Origin of the sequence: Legionella sp. PATHC039 (assembly GCF_026191275.1) — a bacterium.
GTDB lineage: Bacteria > Pseudomonadota > Gammaproteobacteria > Legionellales > Legionellaceae > Legionella > Legionella pneumophila.
Genome location: NZ_JAPHOP010000001.1, coordinates 1,514,535 through 1,534,028, shown reverse-complemented (window position 1 = coordinate 1,534,028; position 19,494 = coordinate 1,514,535). Strand labels below are relative to the sequence as shown.

Sequence of the window (19,494 nt, the reverse complement as noted above, 5' to 3'; positions counted from 1 at the left end):
CTCACTATGTTAGTAAAAAATAATAGAGCTAATGTTATATTTATCCATATAAATTTAAAACTGCTCCAGATTAAAAAATATTTTTCATCTTATTGATAACTCTCATTTTTGCTATATGGAAGTAGCTAATAATGACGCCCCAAAATGAAAAATTTCGCGTTTATAGCATAAATTTTGAACTTTTAAAAGAAACAATTTCATTAATTTTTATTTTTTTATCTTTCTTCATTTTGATGGAAAAATGAGTTTCACATTGATATGGATTTCCAGATGTCTCGCTTTTATTCGCAAATTAAGTTCCTGTTTTGACCAAAAAAAACAATTAATGTAGGATAAATGCGTTATTTGAGGTGAATTAAGGAAAGACTATGTTGCGATGGATCGTGTTAATTTGTATCTCTTTGTTTCTGCCTTTATCTGCTTACGCGGACAAATCTGATTGTATCAATCATCATTGCATTGCAGTAATTGATGCTGGAAGTTCCAGTTCACGATTACGTATTTATGCCTATGATTTGGATGAAACAAACACACCCATTGCAATTAGAGAGATTTGGAACCGAAAAGCCGTTCCCGGATTATCTACAATTGAGTATGAAAACAAATCGGTTTCAGCCTACATGGAGAAGCTATTTTCAGATGCTCCAGCTGTTTTAATGCCAGTTTATTTTTACTCCACAGCAGGCATGAGATTGTTACCTAAAACTCACCACAGAAACGTCAATCAATTGGTAGCTGAGTGGTTTGACAGGCAATATTACTGGCGACTTGTAACTGCAAGAACGATTTCTGGTACAGAGGAAGGTATTTTTGCCTGGCTCGCAACCAATTATCAACTAAACCTGTTTCAACAAGAGTCCCAAACTTTAGCTGGTGTGATGGATATTGGCGGAGCATCTGTTCAGATTGTTATTCCTGTTGTAAATCCCTCTTTTGTGGATCATGAGCATACAACCACAATTCGCCTCTACGGCAAGGAATTTACGGTTTTCTCTCATAGTTTTCTTGGTCTTGGTCAGAATGAAATGGGCCATCAGTTTTTTGATTTAAAATTCTGCTTTCCAGAGGAATACGAACTGCCAAGCGGGCGCCAAGCTCGAGGCGATGCCTATGCTTGCAAAGATGAAATTGCCATTTTAGTCAATAGCGTTCATTCAGTGAGCCGAAAGATTAAATCGGTTTTAGCCGCTAACCCTATTGAAAAATGGTATATTTTGGGCGGCATTACCTTTATGCTGAATGACAAACTGTTTTCTCTGGACAATCAATATTTTACCAATCGTGATCTTATTTCCTTTGCAGATCAAAATATTTGCCATCAAAAATGGTCAACTCTTGAAGTGCTCTTTCCAGATAATCTCATGGTTTTCAAGTACTGCATGCTACCTTCTTACCTTTATGCCTTGTTAGTGCACGGCTATGGACTTAAGAGTTACCAGAAAGTGAATTTCATGCCCAATAGCAAGAATATCGATTGGACCTTGGGAGTGGTATTGCAACATAAGCAATCTTAAGTATACTTTTCTTTAAGCCGTTGTAGCTCAGTTGGTAGAGCAATTGATTCGTAATCAATAGGTCCGCGGTTCGATTCCGCGCAACGGCATTGTAGAATCAATAAGTTATGAAATTTTTATAAAGCAAATTGTTTTTGTGTCGCAGCTGTGTCGCAGTAATAAGGAATAATTTAAGATGTTATTAAGGACAGCTCATGAATCCGAATGATAAAATTCGAGACCAAATTTTGCAGTGGTTTTATGATAGAAATGCTTCTGCTAAAAGTCGACGTGGTAAAAATGGTTCTGAAGCTAAAATTAGTGAAATTAAAAAAGGATTAAAGGATTGCTTTGGTCTTTCTCCAAAAGAGGTTATTGCAAATCTGACCTATTTAATAGATAAAGGATGGATTAATGAGTCAGAAATAACCAAAACGGTTAAAACAAAAGAAGGAAATACTATTCCTTCAAGTTTAACTTGGTATGTGATCTCTTCGGCTGGAATAGATAAATTAGAAGCTCCTTCTGATTATCGTGAAAATATCAGATATCCGGGAATAAATATTGGTGGTGAAGGCAGTATTATCAACATTGGTAATGGTAATATTGTAAATGTAAATTATAAGCCTCTTCACGATGAGTTAGAAACATTAAAGCAAACTATCGCTAAAAGTAATTTGGATGATAACCAAAAGCTTGAAGTTTCAGTTGATATAGAAACGTTAAAAGATCAATTAGCAAAAAATAGCCCTGATAAAACTATTGTAGGATACATTTGGTCTAAAATTGAAAAAGTTGCTGAAATCTCAGGGTTTCATGATGCTATAGTGAAAATTGCTCCCTTGGTTTCAGGTTTAATCCAATAAAAAAATTATTTGCACCATCAAGTTTTTTTGTTATAGTCGGAGGGTGTAATTCATAACATAAGGAGTAACTGTTATGCTTACATTTTTTTGCTTTTCGCCTACATATACTGACCATATAAGTAGCAAGCTTAAAATAGCTAATAATTTTAAAGTTACGTATTGCTTTTGCTGTAATAATTAGTTGTTTTGAGATTAATACCTAAAATTTGTATGCACTGAATAGATTGGTCATTTAGTTCAGGTTCTTAAACGTAAATACGGATATATAAATTTGAAGGGCGAAAAGTTACTCCATACAAACCATATTTATATTCAATCAGCTAAAATTACTTTGATATCTGTTTTTTCTAATCCTAGATAATCGGCCAAACGCACAATTATGTCCCTTTTTTTATTAACATTTAAATTTGTTTCATAGAAATATCGTGTTCCTTCTATTGTAGATGAGCGCCTAAAGCCATTATCTTCGGCTTTGATATATTTGGACAAGTATGAGTCTGATACTATAAAATCGTAGAGTTGATCTTCAAGTAGAAAAAATTTACTTAAAATAATTTCCATAGCTAAAGTCCATTTATTGCAATTATAAGAGTCGCCCAAAATAATAATATCTTTTATTTTTGAGTTACTAAAATCGTTATCTTCCATCAAATATAATTCTTTTTCTTTAGTATCAGGTTTGAATAATGATTCTGGAATTGGCCATAATTCATCGATTTGATTTACCCACCATTCGCTTCTTATTTCTAGGGATTCTCTCTTCCAACTCTCCATATTTTTTATAAATTTATTTATTACTAGAGGACTTTCACTAAATCCATTTGCCATAGATTTTTTTGCTTGAAAATCCGAGTTTGAGTATTTTGAATTATATCCAGTAAGAGTTAGATTAGGTAAAGTGTGTAAGTATTTTTTATGAACATCTTCATATTCTTCACCTAAGGATTCTTTCCAAGAGTTATTAAGTGATTTTGGCATAATATGTTCTATTGTTAACTCGATCTCACCACTTGAAATTTGCCGTAATAAGTTTGATTCTTTGGATCTATCATCAATTGAACTCAATATAAAATAAATATAGTTATTGCGTTGAGTGTAAATAGGATTATTTTCAACAGCATATTTTATCTCTGCCGTTTTAGGCATTCTAAGGCCACCCCACTTATTAGTTATTACGTATGCTAATATGTCGTAATATTTTTGATCGGGATATTGTTGTAATAAATTTTTTATTTCCTTGTGTAGCCCAGAGAAAAGCTTATTTAATCCAGTTGTCGGTATGTTACAGATAATTCTGCGAGCTAAATAACTTTCAATTATTCTGAATATTTTGATAATTTCGTTCTCATCAATAGCACTTTGCTTATATTGCTCTAGTACCTGCATTAGATAAGGAAATGGTGTTTCAATGGTTAAATAATTTAATCTAAATCCGCATTCCTTAATAGTATTGGAATAATTATCAACATCTTTATTAAATTTAAGAAAAATATAATGTTCTAAAAAAGAAACAACCTCATCGTAAAATGTTCTAAGGTAATCGATCTCATCTTTTTTACCCGCCTTACTCGATAGAAATAAATTTTTAAACTCAGGATAAACCTCTTCAATTTTTATATCCTTGCATAGTTTACTTATAAGGAAATATTTGAAAAAGTCAGATATATAATCTTTATTTGCTATTGTTAATTCTTGCTCTATTTTTTTCCAATAATCTTTTAAAACAAAATTACGAGATTTTTCATTGTTAAGCATCAAGGCAAAATTTCTGATTTTATCTCCATCAGTTAATGGTTTTCCTGTTGAATTAATACTCTCAAAAATTTTTTGTGGATTATCGTCTGAGGAATCAAGAGCAATTGTAACAATTTCAAATTTAGATAAAGCATTTATATATTTATGTAAGGTATCTTTTTCCTTAAAATATGCATAAAAATGTTCATATGCCTGATACAATTTACTTCCCTTTTGATTATTCACTAATTTTTTTTTCTCAAATATTAGTTCAAAAATTTCATTATCTGTTGTGACAGTCCGCAGTTTAATTCTGTTTTGTTCCTCACTGTAAGGTTGGCTGTTATAAAGATATTGTTCTCTGATAGCTTCCGCAGGTATATTGGACAAAGAAGAGTTACTTTCTATTATGTGATATAAGGCTGTAAGCATAAGAAGTACAGTTGTAGCTCTTTGCTGTCCATCAATAATTGTCTTATTATGGCCATCATTTATATAAACTATGCTGCCGAAGAAGTGATTTATGTCTTTCTCCATTACATATTTAAGATCCTCTATAAAAGAAGCGATATTAGCTTTGTCCCAAGAATATGGTCTCTGGAAATCAGGAATTATTAAGTATTTACCAGGGGTATAAATAAATGTTTCTATATTGTCGTGTGAAACTTTCATTTTGCTGACATCCATGTATCTTAAATACATTATAGCAAATCATTAATGAATGTTTTGTCTGAATAAACGAGACTTCGGTTTTAAGTTATCGTTATTAATTTTAAATGTAAACTAAAAATTGGGGCAATTGGGACAACCTTATAAACATTAGATTTTATGTGTCCCAATGTGAAAAGTTCACTTGGGACAAATGGGACAAATTCCGCAAGCAAAATTTTTTTAATAACAAACAATATCATTTAATAACAATCAGATCACCAGGCTTTAAAAGGCTTGACGGCCTTTTAAATTCCAAGCAATACTTATCGCGAGCAGTAAACTTTTGCGGATCCACGGTTCTGTAAAAGTAACGGAAAATGAAATATCACGACTATTATCCGGCCGGACAGTCAACTGATATTCATCGAGCAGGACGCATACCGTCGGCATTAAGCTGAATGAATAATCATTTGATGAGGTTCCATATGAATAAAAAATTATCTCGTTTACAACTGTTAAACGAATTTGAATCTGCACCAACTTCTGCGTTGTTTAATCAACACACTTTGGCCGCTGTTTTAGATTGTTCCACCCAACTTTTGGAACGCAATCGTTGGGAAGGAAAGGGCGTTCCCTATCTTAAAATTGGTCGTAAGGTTTTGTATCGCAAAAGTGACGTGTTGTCTTTTCTCCAGCAACAGAAAATCTATCGCTCTACTGGTGACGTAGGTGAATTCCTCTCACTGGTCAACGAATAAATCCCATAGAAGAACTAGATTGTTCAAGGATGGATAGGGTTTCTATCATCCATGAACGTTGTTGGAGAAACAGTGATGTTGCAAAATCAAATTATTACCTTAAAAAACAAAAACGGTCATAGTCCTATAACCTGTGAATACGCTGGAGGTTGTTTTAAATTAAATGAGCAGGGCGTGTCTTTTCTTGGAAAAGATAAAGACGGTAATCCAATGGCGCCCAAGTGGATTTGTTCTCCTTTATATGTGGTGGCTAAAACCCGTGATGCTAAAAGTGGGGAGTGGGGTCGATTACTTGAGTGGCAGGATGATGATGGAGTCATTCATCAATGGGCAATGCCTTTAGCCTTGCTACAAGGAGATGCTTCCGAAGTTAGACGGGAATTGGCTAGCCTTGGTTTAACCATTTCACCTCATAGAGTTGCTCGGGATTTACTGGCTACCTATTTACAGGTGTTTCCTGTTGAAGAGCGTGCACGTTGTGTCGAGAAATTGGGGTGGCATGAAAACCTTTTTATCACTCCTTCACAAATCTTCGGATACTCCTCTGAAAAAATTGTTTTTCAAAATAGCTATGCGATTGAATCTGCTATGTCTGTTTCCGGTACTGTAAATGATTGGCGAGAATCAATAGGCCATCTCGCCTCTGGGAATTCTCGGTTAGTTTTCGCCATAGCCGCTGCTTTTGCTCCTGCTTTAGCAAAGATTGCTGGTGAAGATTCAGGTGGATTTCATTTCAGGGGTGCTTCTTCTAGTGGCAAAAGCACCGCATTGAAAGTAGCTGCTTCGGTGTGGGGTAATCCTCAAGCATATTGCCGATTATGGCGGAGTACTACGAATGGACTTGAAGGATTAGCTGCTTTGCATAACGATGGCTTATTAATTCTGGATGAATTAAGTCAGATGGATCCTAAAGAAGCAGGGGAGGCGGCTTACTTGCTAGCCAATGGTCAAGGTAAAACGCGAGCTTCACGCCATGGAACAGTGAAGCCCTCGTCTAGATGGTCATTGTTCTTTCTATCTGCTGGAGAGGAATCCTTGATGTCTTTGATGGCTAGAGCAGGACAGAAAACCAATGCGGGTCAAGAGATACGGTTGGCAGATATTGAAGCTGATGTTGGGTTGCAAAAGGGGATTTTTGAAAAAATCCATAATCAACTCAGCCCCGCTACCATGGCTTTATCCTTAAAGGAATACTCCAGTAAGTATTATGGTGCTGTGGGCATGGCATGGTTGCAAAAGGTGGTGGCAAATCAACCAAGTATTGCAACTGATATTGCTGATGCGATGCAAGAATTTGTGAATAGTGCTGTCTTACCGGATTCAACAGGACAAATTATCCGCGTAGCCCGGCGGTTTGCCTTAGTTGCAGTGGCTGGTGAATTGGCTAGCCAATATGGATTGACCGGCTGGCAAGAAGGCGAGGCTATCTATGCAGCTTACAAGTGTTATAGAGCATGGCTGGATCATTTTGGCATAGAGGGTAACAAGGAGGATAGAGCGATATTAGCTCAAGTCAGAGCCTTTTTTGAATCTCATGGTGCCAGTCGGTTTGATAATATCAGAACGCCAAACAATGAGAGGATTCAAAATCGTGCTGGATTTTATCTTACCGATGATGCAGGTTTTCGCGTTTATATGGTATTAACGGAAGTCTTTAAAAAAGAGCTATGCATGGGGTTTGAGCCTAGAATGGTAGTCCGTGTATTGATAAATGAAGGTTGGCTAAAGCCCGCAGCAGATGGATCGCCCTCTCATAAACCAAGGATTAAGGGAGTTGGAACACCCAGACTATACATGTTTACAGATAAAATCTGGGGTGGAGAGTAATCCTATTTCGATAAATCAGAACTATTTGTCCCATTATTTTGAAATGCTGGGACATCTTGGGACGGCTACAAGCCAGTATTTACGGGCTTTCCCGCATGTCCCAATTGTCCCAGTTAAATATTTAATCTTTGAGATATAACCAAAGTGTATTCCGAGATTTTATTCCCATCTCATCACGTATCAGCAAGCAAGTCCTATAATTTTCATGTTCAGGCAGTAGGTGAAAATACATTTGTTTGGCATACAAATATCGCCAGCTTTTGGTACTGGATAAACGGTGCTTTGCCAATGCACTGCGCCAGATAATGCGGATTTCTTCGTAAGATTTTAATTGAAGTAAGTTACCATTTTGTTGAGTGAGCCAGTTAAAAAGATTGAGTACCGCTTTCTGGTTTTCAGTTCGTACAGGTATGGTACGGTCAGTGGAATTAAAAGCAATATCTCGGGTTATCCAAAGTGAGTCTTCTCTAACTTGGATATGTGGCTTAACCAGAATTGCTTCTTTGAATGTGATCCCAAAATCTGTTTGAAATCCCATGATTACTCTGGCTATAGGATCTTGAAGCGACTTCCAAATATCTGGAGAGATTGTTTTCTTCCTCTTTTTTCTTGCTTTAGGTCTTGAGAGTTCGAGTGATTGATTATCAATATTAGCAATGGAGCAATTATTCATCTGCAAAAAACGACGAATGATGGTCATGTATCGCATGATAGTGACTGGATTAATATTCTGTTTTTTCCAATAACGCACCAGCTTATGAACCTGCTCAGATTGCAAAGCCTGCCATGAAGGTGGTATTTGCCGAATAACAAACAAGTCATCAATCATCTTATGAATGATATAGGCACGGTGTTTACGATACAGGTATTTACCTTGCTTATCCTGTTTGATTTGTCGATTAGCGAATTGTCTTAAGGATTGTGTACGCATCTTCCTATCCGCAGAAATTAGTTAAAAAAAATTTGCCCTGTGTATTGTTTAGTGTTGGTCGAGCGGTTCACTCTCTGTTGAAACCCGGCTAAAGCCGTAAAGCTCGAAGTAGGGGGCAAATCAATCGTTATAAGGCAAACGATCCCGCCTGTACTGCTACAGTTTTTCTGGTGGTGTTTTCTCCTCAATAAAATAAAGTAAATGCAAGCGATAAAGCAGGGCTTTATCTCTAATCCATGGTCAAATGAAATGACTTAGAGTTCCGAAGAACTCCCCTTACCGAATGGTAAAGGTTCCTGAAGGGTTTCCCGACTATACGTCCAGCCACAAGGTTAGGGAATGAGAGTGGCTTAGCATAAGACGCCTAAGCGTTTCATCGGATTTCCATCGATTCATCAGTCATGCTTCATTTAAAAAATATCAAAGTGCAGATCTGGGAGCAATACCATTTCAGGGAATATTTTGTCCTATCTTATCTGGTGCGTCAGGACAAATGGTGTTTTAAGGCTTGGTGTTGGATGGCTAGTGCTGGCGAATATTCCTGCGTCACTGCTGGAAAATTGCAGTGACGCAGGTACAAGAGTTGGCTGCTATACTTAATCATATTTTTATGAATGAAATGAAATATAAGGATTTACATGTATGCATTTAGAAAAAATTTGTGTATCAAATTTTAGATGTTTTCCTGAAAGCGAAACATCAATTTTCATGGAACAAGATCTTACCTGCTTTGTGGGCAATAATGGCTCTGGTAAAACTACTATGATTTTAGCTCTCAAAAGACTATTTGGAGCAAATAGGCAAGATCGAGTTATTACGAGAGAAGATTTTTATCTTGCTATGAATGAAACTTATAAGGATATTGTTGGACGTGAATTATATATAGAGGTTGTCTTTATATTCCCAGAACTTAATGACGATATACAAAACGCTAGAAAAACATGCCCAGCATTTAGTTCGGTGATTTTTGCGGATGAAAATGATAAAAAATTAAAGGCAAGAATGCGATTAGAAGCTGTATGGTCTGAACAAGAATACGAAGATGAAGTACAATCACGACTATACTGGATCACCACTTCAGAAAAGATCGAGTTTGGGGACGAAACTGATTTAAAATATCCTGTTTCTCCCCTGGATAGAAAACATATTAAATTAAGATACATTCCTGCATTTAGAGATTCAACGGCCATACTTAGGGACGAAGTTAAGTTACTTGCAAAGCTTCTTGCAGACTACAGTGATATAAATCATACAACTCAAGAAACAATTAGAAAAACCAGTGAAAAATTAAGCTCGGAAGTTCAAGGACTGGATGCTATAAAAACAACAACAGGAATCCTTAAATCGATTTGGCAAGAAGTTCATGATAACACCCTTAAGCATTACCAAGAGCCAAAAATCGAAGCGACACCAACTGAAGTAGATGAGCTTTTACGATCAATATCAATAAAACTTGCTCCAACTGAAAATGGCGAAAGTTGTGATCTGAAAGGGTTAAGTGACGGTCAAGTATCCCTTCTTTATGTTACTCTTTCTATTGCATTATATGAACTTGAACAAAAGCATTATGCTAGGGAAATAAAAGGCTTTAAAGAACTTGATAAAGATATTGCAGTATTTACTATATTCGCCTTTGAGGAGCCGGAAAACCATTTATCTCCATATTACTTGGGCAAAGTCATAAAGCTTTTGCATCTAAAAACTCAAACAGCAAAGGCTATTGGCATCATCACCTCTCATTCATCAAGTGTTGTACGGAGAATGAATAGAGTTGAGCAAATTAGGTATTTTCGGCAAGAAATAAATACTGATATACGCTATTCAGTAGTTAAAAAAATTCTCCTTCCTCCTACAAGATCAGACGATGATTATAAGTATATTAATCAGGCCGTTACTGCTCACCCAGAATTATATTTTTCTAAACTTGTAATACTTGGAGAAGGTGATTCTGAGGAAATTGTCATTCCACAACTAGCCAATAAGCTAGGTTTAGATTTAGATCCCTCTTTTGTTGCTTTTGTAAAACTTGGTGGGCGTCATGTGATTCACATGTGGCGGCTTCTAAATGATTTAGCAATACCATATGTTACTTTGCTTGATCTTGACTTGGGCAGACAAACTGGTGGGCCCATAAGAATTAAAAATATAATTGATGAGTTAGAAAAGCAAGATAAATATATAGAGCTACCTAAAGGCATGGATAAAAAGGATTTAAGTGCAACTTCGATAAAGCGAGATCAATTGAATGAATTACTTATTCAACTAGAGAAATGTAATATCTTTTTTTCTGCCCCATTAGATCTCGATATGGTAATGATTCAATCATTTCCAAGCTATTATTGTGCAAATGCAAGGGTCTCCACGCGAAAGATTCTCGAAAAAGCTGTTTTAGGCGATGCTTGTATACCTGATGCATATAGTGAATCTGGATTTTCTCTTTCAGACGATGATTTAAAAAAATATAGATATTTATTCTGTACAAAAAGTAAGGTGGCATCACACTATCAAGCAATGGCAGAAATTAGGGAACTCCCAGTGAGTGAGCTTGATGAGCATTGTCCAGATTCAATAAGACAATTAATTAAGTTATGTTCAAAATTAGTAACAAGAGTGCTAGATAATGAGTAAATATCTATCTCTCGAACAATGGAAACCGAGCAAAGAATTTTTAACATCGAATGTCTTAGAAAGAATTATCAGAGAAAATCAAAATAATTTAGCAATTCTTGCGGGTCCGGGTGCAGGGAAAACGGAAATTTTGGCTCAACGAGCTAGTTTTTTACTTCAAACGGCGACTTGCAGATCGCCTCAAAAAATCTTGGCATTAAGCTTCAAAAATGACGCAGCGGCTAATATTCAAAAACGAGTAGTTCTGCGATGTGGACAAGAACTGTCTCGCAGGTTTGATTCCTCCACATTTGATTCTTTTTTTATTTCTCTTGTTCGAAGATTTATAACGCTGTTACCTGATTGGATTAACATACATGCAGATTTTGATGTTTATAGTTTCGATAGTAATTGGTGGAATGAGTATGAGCAGTTTGTTCTTAACGGGAGCCCTTGTTTGTATAGGAGTACTTATAGTCAATCGGATCGCCATTCACCTTCAGATCTAAGTCAAAAACCAGAAGATGAAATAGTAAAAATTTGGGATTATTGTTCGACTAAAAGTGTTGTTGATTACGCTATGTGTCGATCTATGGCTTACACCATTATCAAAAATCATAGCCAAGTAAGAAACTTAATTTTATCAACATATCAATATCTTTTTCTTGATGAGTTTCAGGATATAACAGACTTCCAATACAATTTTATAAAGACTGTTTTTGATAATAGTAACGTTGTTATTACAGCTGTTGGTGATACTAATCAAATGATAATGGGCTGGGCTGGTGCCAATCCTCTCAATTTTAAAAAACTACAAAGTGATTTTGATTCCGAAATTATTCCTTTAGCGATTAATCATCGTTCTAATTCAAAGATTATCAATCTAATAAATTTTATTATTCATGATTTAACTCCTCAAGGGGAGGTGGCTGTAGTGTATGAGGGTACTCGAAAAGATCCTCCACCCTCAAGGTGTTTAGGAGCAAGATCGTTTAATTGTATTAATGATGAAGGCGAGTATATTGCTCATTATATAAAACAACTTATGCAACAAAATCCGGGATTAAAACCTTGTGATTTTATCCTTGTTTTAAGACAAAAAGCACAGGAATATTTTGTCCAAGTAAATGACATTTTTACGATGAATGGACTTCATCTCCGAAATGAAGATATGGAGGTGATAAAAAATGGAATAAAAATCCAGGAGTTGATGGAAGAACCCTTATCTAGTTTTTTAATTTTATTAATAAGAAAAAGAATAGGCGCTATAAACTATGAGCAAGAAAAAGAGCTGGAAAGACTGATTGCCTCCGTCGTTGGCTATCATATGGATCAAGACAGAGAGTATAAAAGACTCCATAAACATTTGTCCGATCTAATATCTATTATAAATTTTTCTACCCCTCTAAAAACTATTGTTTCCAGAGTGATAGAAAACATCGGGCTAACAAAACTTAAAAATGTGTTTCCGCAATATAGATCCAAATATTTAAAAAAAACAGAGAATTCATTTTGTGCATTCTTTCAAGAAGCACTAGATCGAAATTTACAAGACATAAGATTAGCGATTGAAAGTTATGAGGGACATAACCAAATTAAACTGATGACTATTCATAAAAGTAAGAGCTTGGAATTTGATACTGTTTTTTTTGTAGATTTTCATACTAGCTCTTGGTGGGGATTAGAAAATGCTGTTAAGGATAATAATGCAAAAAAGCAGCGAGAAGAGAAAAATGCTTTTTTTGTTGGTCTGTCTCGCGCTAAAGAGCGGCTTTTTTTTACTAGAGGCCAAGGAGACTGGCCACAAACCATCCTAAACCCATTAATAGAATCAAAATTACTAATAAAACTTCCAGACATTAATAAGTAAGAGATAGAATGAAAAATTGCAATCGTAGTCGTATTTGACTACAATTATATTAAATAAAATTACAAATATATTTATTATGACTACAAAAACTGTCCAGGCTCGGGTTGATAGCAACCTGAAAGATGCTGGGGAAGGGATCTTAAAAATGTTAGGTATAACTCCTTCTCAAGCTATTAATGCCCTCTATGCACAAATCGTTTTGTGCAGAGGTTTGCCTTTTGAATTGAAACTGCCAAACAAACTATCTCGTGATGCCATTGAAGAGTTAGAGAAAGGTGGTGGTAAATCTTTTTCATCTTTTAAATCAATGATTGATGATGCGGATGCTTGAGATAGTTCGTTCAACCCAATTTAAAAAAGATCTCAAGTGATGACCAACTCAAAATATTAAAAGTGGCTCGCACAGGTTCACATTCAGATTTATTCAATATTTAAATTGTATATTGGAGTTATTGAAAAGACATTCAGCTGTCAAGGTTTACTTGACTAGTGGATGTCGGTTTTATTACTAGTGAGTTTTTGGCAATTTGCAATTTTCCCGAAAAATGAATTTTAAGCGCAATATCCATCTATTTGAATATTTCCTTAATTAGAACAAATAATTTTTTTATTATGCTGAGTATTCATTATACTATGAATATCACCTGGTGATATCTTGTATTTTTAATAAAGGGTAAAAACCAGATGGCTTATTTGTATTAAATAATACGGGGAAAAAATGAAAACATTGCAAATTGGTATTATGCCACGGGATAAATTTCAGAGTCGTACTAATGAAATTGCTTCTGGCCGTTATAAACCTAAGAAAAATGAGCCTAAGATTTGGTTTGGCTCAATCAAATCACTATGTGAAGTATTAAATGAAAATAACATGAGGTTATTGAAAATAATTGCTGAGAAAAAGCCTGAATCAATTAAAGCGCTTGCTGTCCTAAGTAAGCGTGAGCCGAGTAATTTGAGTCGGACACTAAATACAATGGCTCGTTATGGAATTATTGAAATACAGAAAACTGGGAAAAATTCTAAACCAATTGCTAAGGCTTTAGATTTTAATATTCAATATAGTGCTGCTTATTATATTCTTTAATTTTGAACTATCCGGAAATCCCGGATAGTTCATTTTGAGAATCTAAGCAGTGGGTTCCAAAATGGAACATACTGATGCTTAGATTTTTGAATTTGGCAGACACCGTCTATCATTTTTTTGTTTTCTCTAATTTGGTACACGGTGTGTTCCAAATTAGAGATGATGATATATGGAACGCAGTGCGTTCCGAATCTATGTTATAAATTTACTTATAATTTGGATCTCATTGCGATCCAAATTGGATACGTTTGGCTTCACCATTAGCCTATGATTAATTGATGAACGGCCTCAAATTTGGGAGAAATTTCATTAAACGGAAGGTGCGTATTTATCAGATTGTATATATTAACTTTTCAAAGCATCCAAACTGGTAGTCAATTTTTTCATTAACGAAGTGTTATTTGCTTCTTTAAGTAATTCATCCCAATTATCTGGAGGATGTCCATTTTCCAGCATCTTTCGAAAAATATGATAAGCATCTGCTTTACTCTCATATGCTCTTTTAGAACTGTCATCATTAACCCAAGCATAAATAATTATTTTACTTTCTTGATGGTATCTAAAAAATAATCGATATTGCTGAAAAAATTTAGCTCGAAACCAATGTTTGTGGTTATTTCCTAATGTTGATCCTTGTCGAAATTCTGTAGCTGCAGGATCGTTTGGAATTTTTTCAAAAGCTAATTTAGCAATGGCTGCTAATTTTTTTGTCGAGTTTCGTGTATAAAAATTTGAAGGGTCCTTTTCTTTTGCATTTTCTACCTCATTAGCCAATGCCTCTACCTGTTGCAAAAAAAGAGGATGGCATAAAATAACCCAGCCATTTATTGTTATTATTGAATTATCAACCATTAGCGAGTTACTCGGTTTTCAGTTAATTGTTCATCCTCGGTTAAAGGTTCATCTAAATTGACTTCAACATTTGCAACTAAAGAGTTGATGCGAGTTACTAAATCCTGATTTATAGTTGTCAGATTTTTGGGGTTATTTTGAATGTCTTTAGCAATGAAATTCAAAAATTCAGCAATTACTGGATCTTCCTCTTCCTCTGCTCGAGTCATAAGAACATGACCGTCAGATTGAACGGTGTATCGAATTTTATCTCTTTTTCCTAGATGCAGGGCTTTTCTCACAGCATCTGGTACAGTTGTTTGATAACGATCTGTGAGGGTGGATTCGGTTTGTAGTAATCTAGCCATGATTTTCTCGATAAAAATGTATATATTATATGGTAATGCATATGCATTGCCTTGTCAAGCTTCGTACATTTATTCAAATCCATGAGGCTCTTTTTTTATTTGTTCTAATGATAGTATTTCCGCAGATTTTACTATGCCCATACATTTCAAAATATAGTCTGTAATAAGCTGCATAGGCTTTCGTAACCGTTCAACATCAACAATAATATACCCAGCAGTCACATCATTACTCATTTTATGATTCATTAAACGCTTCAATGCATAAGCAGGGATATCGAGGCTCTCTGCAATAGTGATAAAAGTACGTCTCAAATCATGGACTGTGAAATGAACGCCGGAGTTTTTTATCACATGCGCCATTGTCTTACGTGGTTCAATAATATGACCTGCTGCACCCGGTCCCGGGAAAATATAGTCATTAATTGCTTTTTCTTTTCTGGCAATCAGCAAATCATAAAGAAAATCAGAAAGGGGGAGGGTGTGGGATTCATTGTTTTTGGTTTTATTGATAGTGAATGATTTTGCTTTTAAGTCGAGATCAGACCATTTCAAAGTCGCTGCTTCTTGTCGGCGTAGACCTGTTAATAAAATTAACAGCAGATAGTCGCGTAATGTATCATTTTGGATTTGTTGTAACCCAGCATACCATGCGGCTAGCTCGTGAGATTTTATATAAGTCTTTCGCCTTTCAATGCGATACCAAGCACGTGTTTGAGACAAGCGTTTTACTGGATTATCGATGAAAAGAGAGTGGCCACTATTGTCTTCATACTGGCCAGCAGCAAAATTGAACAAAGCTCTCAGGATGCGCATGGCTAAATTAGCATAGGCTTCTCCATGTTCATTGCCTAGTTTTTCGTGGTATTTGGCTATGCGATCTCTGGTGATAGACAACATTGGTTTACTCTTCCAGCTTGTGAAGGCCTTATCTAATATGTGTTTGTAATTATCTATAGTTCTAGGCTTTAAGTTTTTTCTGGTTTTTAGGTAGTCTTTAAAGACTTGATTCAAAGTAATATCTCGAACCTTAGTTGCCTTCTTCTCAGCAACTGGGTCAATGCCCATGGCGATTTGCCCTAAAAGATGCAGGGCTTTGTTTTTTGCCATTTCAGCGGTTAATTCTGGGTAATGTCCTAAAGTAATGCGACAGCGTTTTTTATTTATGAATTTTTCAACAAAAAAGGCTTTTGCTCCTCCAGAAGTCACACGTATCCCGAAACCTTTCAAGTTGTCATCGTAATATCTTTTTTGTGCTGTTTTTCCTTCTTCGGTGATTGGCGGAAGAGGGAGGTTTTCTACGTTTGTTTTGTTTATTTTCATAGTCGATTTTTATGTTTGGTTTTTTATGTGTCGCAACTGTGTCGCACAATTGTTTAAAATTCATTAATAGAACTTATAACGTAATAATGCTGTAACATCAAGTAAATAAAGGGGTATTAAAAGAATTTCAAAAAGTGTCTAATTGGCTAAAACCAATAATTAACTAATTCGTAATCAATAGGTCCGCGGTTCGATTCTGCGCAGCGGCATAAAAAACCAATAATTATCATAAAGATACAGAAGTTATCCCTGATTTAAAATTAAATACAATATTTTCGTGCTACCTCGGTACTACCTTTCGTAGCAACTGTTATCGTAGAAGCATCAAATAAAAAGTATAATTCCTTCCAGTTTAAAATATAGATAGACACCCAATGGGCATTTTTCTAGAAACTAAAAGACTAATACTTAAAAGAGTTGAATTATCCGATCTTGATCTGCTAGTAGCATTGAGATCTGATTTAGAAGTAATGGAAAATACTGGTTATGGGGGCACTCAGACAATAGAAGAGATAAGAGAGTACTTAGATTTTGCTATTCCTTATCAAGAAAAGCATGGAATGGGATTTTGTCTGGTATTTGAAAAAGAAAGCGGAAACTTTGTTGGCGAAGCGGGTTTATTCCATTTGTTATTTGATGATAAGCAATCCGAAATTGAACTTGGCTACCACTTGCATAAAAAGTTTTGGGGGAAAGGCTATGGCACTGAATTAGCAAAGGCACTAATTCAGTGGGGGTTTCAGCACTTATCTGTCAGCAAGCTCATTTCTACCACCTATCCAGATAATATCGCTTCTCAAAAAGTCTTAAACAAAGCGGGTTTTGATTGCATGAGTAAAAAACAATTGCCTGATGGCGAGGAATTGTTTTGGTATGAAATTTACAAGAATGATTCCGTTGAATTAGTGCCTTATGATTCTCAATGGCCAAAGATGGCTGAAGTGGAAATTAAAAAGCTACGAAAAATCCTGCCAACTAATCATATTATTGATATCCAACATTTTGGTAGCACAGCTATTCCAGGAATGCTGGCTAAGCCTATTATTGATATTCAAGTTACTGTTGATTCTCTAACTGCTATAAAACAGACAGCGATAGACGTATTAAAAGCCTATGACTTCGTATATTGGGCCGAAGATCCTGATCCTGAAAAAATGTTTTTTGTAAAAGGGATGCCACCATTTGGTGAAAAACGAACACACCATGTGCATATTATTGAGCCTAAATCAAAGCGTGGGCACGATAGAATCATTTTTAGGGATTATTTGATTGCTCATCCTGAGGTAGCGCGTGAGTATGAACAATTAAAAATAGAATTGGCACATAAATATACTTATGATCGGGAGCAGTATACTGATGCTAAAACACAATTCATTGCTAGTGTATTAGGCAAAGCTCTAGTAACTGATCAAATTCAGAACCTGACAAAATATAAAGGAATAAATGAACTACTACACCAGCTCTTCTTACAAATACAATCTATTCTAGCAAACGAATTTGTAGGTATGTACATTGGAGGTTCTCTCGCAAGTGATTCATTCAATAGCGAAACAAGTGATATTGATTGCTACATTATTACAAGCAAGATGCTTTCTGAGAATATGATCGGAAAGATTGAGGAAATGCACAATCAATTTTATTCAAGTAAATTAAAATATGCGAAAAAAATTGAAGCTTCCTATGTTCCTCAAAAAGATCTCTTAGATTTTGATCCCCAAGGCATGCGCCCTTATTTTAATGAAGGTCGCTATTACCTGGGGCATTATGGCAATAATTATTTAATCGAACTATTTGTATTAAGAGAAAAAGGAATTTCAATTGCAGGGCCCGATATAAAATGTTTAATCCAAGAAATATCCAATCAAAGTTTGAAGGTTGCTATACAGAAAAATTTGCACGAATATTGGGAGTCTAACTTAATTGATTTTTCAAAATTTAAACGCAGTGACTATCAGGTGTTTACAATTTTAACCATGTGCCGCACCCTTTATTCTTTAGAAACAGGCAAAATAACTTCTAAAATAGAAGCAGCACAATGGGCAATGCAGCAGCTTGATACTAAATGGAAAAAGTTGATTGAATTAGCTGCCGCTTGGGGGCCAAGCCAGAAAATAAATAGATTAAAGGAAACGCAGAATTTTGTCAGGTATGTGCTGAATAAAAGTCGCGAGTATCAATGAGCAGATCACATTACTTTTCAGAATAAATGAAGACTGAAAATCTATTGTAGTAGCCTGATAAAATCTCAACCATCAATAAATCCAGCTATTGTTATTTTAGGAGCAATTGAGCATGAGTAAGTTAAATAAAACTAGAGTCTATGAAGTATATGATGAAATCATTAATTGGTTTGATGATGCTCGCACTAAAAACCTCATGGAATCGGAATATCTTAATTTAATTGTGAATGCAATTCCTCCGAAGAGCTCAATTTTGGACTTGGGCTGTGGAACTGGAGAGCCTATCGCGCAATTTTTTATTGAAAAAGGCTTTAAACTTACTGGTGTTGATGGCAGTCAAAAAATGATTGAGCTTTGTAGAAAGCGTTTTCCAGATGAACGCTGGATAGTCTCAGATATGCGCGATATAAATTTACAACAACAATTCGATGCAATACTTGCATGGCATAGCTTTTTTCATCTGGATCATGACAGCCAACGTAATATGTTCAAAATATTTGAATCCCATACCAAACCTGGAGGAGTACTAGCATTTACTTCTGGAGAAGAAGAAGGCGAAGTCTGGAGTGATAATGGAGGCCAACAACTTTATCATGCATCTTTGTCGACAAAAGAATATGAAAGCCTTCTCAAAAATTCATCATTTAAAGTGCTGGTACATAAAGTCTGTGATCCTGAGTGTGGCCAGGCTACAGTTTGGGTAGCGCAAAAGATTTAAAATCCTTCGTTATAAACCAAAATTATCAGTGGAATTACCTATGAACCCTAATTTTAAAATAAGATTTGCAATACTGTCTGATGTTCCTTTAATTTTGTAATTTATTAAAGAGTTAGCAGAATACGAGTATCAGCGCTAAAGGGTCAGATCCTGATGAATCCTGAATCAAATTAATGCTTAAAATGGTAGTCTCCACATTACAAACTAGCACAAAAAGCCTTTTTAATTAATTCTCTAAACATATAAATAAATT

At 35.3% G+C, this 19,494-nt stretch carries 15 protein-coding genes and 1 tRNA gene; 11 read left to right on the top strand and 5 right to left on the bottom strand.

Features of this window, described 5'->3' with window-relative positions:
- The first annotated feature begins 368 nt into the window (after window positions 1–368).
- From OQI99_RS06960 to OQI99_RS06950, 3 genes are all read left to right on the top strand, one after another.
- Window positions 369–1,514 (top strand): multidrug DMT transporter permease, encoded by a 1,146-nt coding sequence (locus OQI99_RS06960; RefSeq protein WP_265731571.1) that lies wholly within the window; start codon window positions 369–371, stop codon window positions 1,512–1,514.
- Between the two features lie 16 nt (window positions 1,515–1,530).
- Window positions 1,531–1,603, top strand: a tRNA-Thr gene (locus OQI99_RS06955).
- A 105-nt stretch (window positions 1,604–1,708) separates the two neighbouring features.
- Window positions 1,709–2,359, top strand: a complete 651-nt coding sequence (locus OQI99_RS06950; protein WP_040146636.1) for a hypothetical protein — start codon at window positions 1,709–1,711, stop codon at window positions 2,357–2,359.
- A 312-nt stretch (window positions 2,360–2,671) separates the two neighbouring features.
- Here OQI99_RS06950 and OQI99_RS06945 read toward each other — a convergent pair whose 3' ends face one another.
- Complete coding sequence (locus tag OQI99_RS06945; RefSeq protein ID WP_195911478.1) at window positions 2,672–4,765, bottom strand: DUF262 domain-containing protein; 2,094 nt, start codon at window positions 4,763–4,765, stop codon at window positions 2,672–2,674.
- 464 nt (window positions 4,766–5,229) lie between these two features.
- Between OQI99_RS06945 and OQI99_RS06940 the strand changes: the two genes are divergently transcribed.
- Complete coding sequence (locus OQI99_RS06940; protein ID WP_035893820.1) at window positions 5,230–5,502, top strand: helix-turn-helix domain-containing protein; 273 nt, start codon at window positions 5,230–5,232, stop codon at window positions 5,500–5,502.
- Window positions 5,503–5,577: 75 nt separating this feature from the next.
- The gene (locus tag OQI99_RS06935; RefSeq protein WP_265732356.1) at window positions 5,578–7,329 is read left to right on the top strand and encodes a DUF927 domain-containing protein; all 1,752 of its coding nucleotides are present in this window, start codon (window positions 5,578–5,580) and stop codon (window positions 7,327–7,329) included.
- A gap of 121 nt (window positions 7,330–7,450) precedes the next feature.
- Here OQI99_RS06935 and OQI99_RS06930 read toward each other — a convergent pair whose 3' ends face one another.
- Complete coding sequence (locus OQI99_RS06930) at window positions 7,451–8,260, bottom strand: integrase (RefSeq protein WP_265731570.1); 810 nt, start codon at window positions 8,258–8,260, stop codon at window positions 7,451–7,453.
- Window positions 8,261–8,902: 642 nt separating this feature from the next.
- On the opposite strand from OQI99_RS06930, the gene OQI99_RS06925 reads away from it, so the two are divergent.
- From OQI99_RS06925 to OQI99_RS06910, 4 genes are all read left to right on the top strand, one after another.
- Complete coding sequence (locus OQI99_RS06925) at window positions 8,903–10,888, top strand: AAA family ATPase (protein ID WP_265731569.1); 1,986 nt, start codon at window positions 8,903–8,905, stop codon at window positions 10,886–10,888.
- Entirely contained in the window at window positions 10,881–12,737 is a 1,857-nt protein-coding gene (locus OQI99_RS06920) for a UvrD-helicase domain-containing protein (protein WP_265731568.1), read from the top strand. The genes OQI99_RS06925 and OQI99_RS06920 overlap by 8 nt, the downstream gene beginning before the upstream one ends.
- Window positions 12,738–12,813: 76 nt before the next feature.
- Window positions 12,814–13,068 (top strand): type II toxin-antitoxin system RelB/DinJ family antitoxin, encoded by a 255-nt coding sequence (locus tag OQI99_RS06915; RefSeq protein ID WP_265731567.1) that lies wholly within the window; start codon window positions 12,814–12,816, stop codon window positions 13,066–13,068.
- Between the two features lie 387 nt (window positions 13,069–13,455).
- Window positions 13,456–13,824 (top strand): transcriptional regulator, encoded by a 369-nt coding sequence (locus OQI99_RS06910; protein ID WP_265731566.1) that lies wholly within the window; start codon window positions 13,456–13,458, stop codon window positions 13,822–13,824.
- 345 nt (window positions 13,825–14,169) lie between these two features.
- Here the strand turns inward: OQI99_RS06910 and OQI99_RS06905 are convergent, their stop codons facing one another.
- The 3 genes from OQI99_RS06905 to OQI99_RS06895 all read right to left on the bottom strand — a co-directional run bounded on the left by OQI99_RS06905 (window position 14,170) and on the right by OQI99_RS06895 (window position 16,343).
- Window positions 14,170–14,676: a type II toxin-antitoxin system YhaV family toxin gene (locus tag OQI99_RS06905; RefSeq protein WP_265731565.1), complete on the bottom strand. Its 507-nt coding sequence runs from the start codon at window positions 14,674–14,676 to the stop codon at window positions 14,170–14,172.
- A complete protein-coding gene (locus OQI99_RS06900; protein ID WP_061514653.1) occupies window positions 14,676–15,023 on the bottom strand; it encodes a type II toxin-antitoxin system PrlF family antitoxin in 348 nt (115 codons plus the stop codon). The genes OQI99_RS06905 and OQI99_RS06900 overlap by 1 nt, the downstream gene beginning before the upstream one ends.
- Before the next feature lie 69 nt (window positions 15,024–15,092).
- On the bottom strand, window positions 15,093–16,343 hold the full coding sequence (locus tag OQI99_RS06895) for a tyrosine-type recombinase/integrase (protein ID WP_265731564.1): 1,251 nt from the start codon (window positions 16,341–16,343) through the stop codon (window positions 15,093–15,095).
- A 374-nt stretch (window positions 16,344–16,717) separates the two neighbouring features.
- Here OQI99_RS06895 and OQI99_RS06890 point away from each other — a divergent pair, with 374 nt between their 5' ends.
- Both OQI99_RS06890 and OQI99_RS06885 read left to right on the top strand, forming a co-directional pair.
- Window positions 16,718–18,523 carry a GNAT family N-acetyltransferase gene (locus tag OQI99_RS06890; protein WP_265731563.1) on the top strand — a complete coding sequence of 602 codons (1,806 nt, stop codon included), beginning with the start codon at window positions 16,718–16,720 and terminating at the stop codon, window positions 18,521–18,523.
- Between the two features lie 112 nt (window positions 18,524–18,635).
- The gene (locus OQI99_RS06885; RefSeq protein ID WP_061513509.1) at window positions 18,636–19,241 is read left to right on the top strand and encodes a class I SAM-dependent methyltransferase; all 606 of its coding nucleotides are present in this window, start codon (window positions 18,636–18,638) and stop codon (window positions 19,239–19,241) included.
- The last annotated feature ends 253 nt before the right edge of the window (window positions 19,242–19,494 follow it).